Below are 1104 nucleotides of genomic sequence, written 5' to 3'. Positions count from 1 at the left end.
AGGAAGCCGTAGTAGCGCACCATTTTGAAGTGTCGTGCCGGGATATGGCTGACGTAACGGCGCAGCATCTCATCTTGGCTCAGCTTCTGGCGTTTATGCTGTTGCGTGTTGTGGTCGTAGTACTGGTGTACCACCGAGCCGCCGCGGTAATGACGGAGCTGCGAGGCCGCCACCGGCGGACGTTTCAGATAGCGGCCGAGATATTTGACGCTGCGCCAGGCGCCGCGGGTCTTTTTGGCGAAGTGGACCTTCCAGTGGCGCTGATATTGCGCCTGCAGGTAGCGTTTCCACTGCTTCACATCGCGGATATGGCCGAGGTTGGGCAACTTGGCGGGATTGACACGGTCGTAGCTGGCGGATGACGGCACCGCGCCAGATTTCTTCGACCTGCTGTTTTTTGAAAAACAGGTCGCGCCAGACACCGTGCTTGGTATCGAGGCCACCGCGGGTAATGGAGACGTGGATGTGCGGATGCTGATTGAGCTGGCGGCCGTAGGTGTGCAGGGCGCAGAAAATGCCGACCTCGATGCCCAGTTTGCGCGCGTGCCTGAGCATGGCGCGGGTGGCGCAGCGAAACAGGTCGTTGAGCAGCGGCCAGTTATTGTTGAAGAACGGCCATAGCAGGTGCGGCATGGTGAAAGTGATATGTTGCCAGTCGCAGTCGGGCAAGATGTGCTGCTGTTCGGCAATCCACTGCTCGGTACCTTTGAGGCCGCAGCTGCTGCAGGCCTTGGACTTACAGGTCTGGCAGAGAAAACGAGAGTGCGTGCAATCAGGCGAGCTGCAGCAATAGCGACGCACGCCCATGGCACAGGTCCCGCAGGCAAGCATGCGCTCGACGGAGAGTTTGGTCCAGTCGGTGAGCTGATGGCCATTATTCTCGAGGAAGCGGTCCCAGCCGTCATCGTGCTGAAACAGGAGCTTTGCGGGGCGCGGTATGTACATGAGAGAAAGTATAAAATACGGCGATGAGGGTGGAAAGGACTTCGGCTGCGCAGCAGACGAGCTCACGCCGAAGGCGTGCTACCGTTCATGGTTAGGAGATTGGATCGTATCTTTTGAGAGCGACTGACCATGAACGGTAGCAAGAAATAATCCCATATG

The 1104-nt window shown here is 58.1% G+C and carries 1 pseudogene; it reads right to left on the bottom strand.

From position 1 onward, the window contains the following. A pseudogene (locus AC6BYQ_RS28360) lies at positions 1 to 945 on the bottom strand (IS91 family transposase); the annotation flags it as partial. Between the last annotated feature and the right edge of the window lie 159 nt (positions 946 to 1104).

Source organism: Serratia sp. LTN-2 (assembly GCF_059740205.1).
The sequence above is the reverse complement of the archived record's forward strand: the minus strand, read 5'-3'. Positions and strand labels throughout refer to the sequence as shown.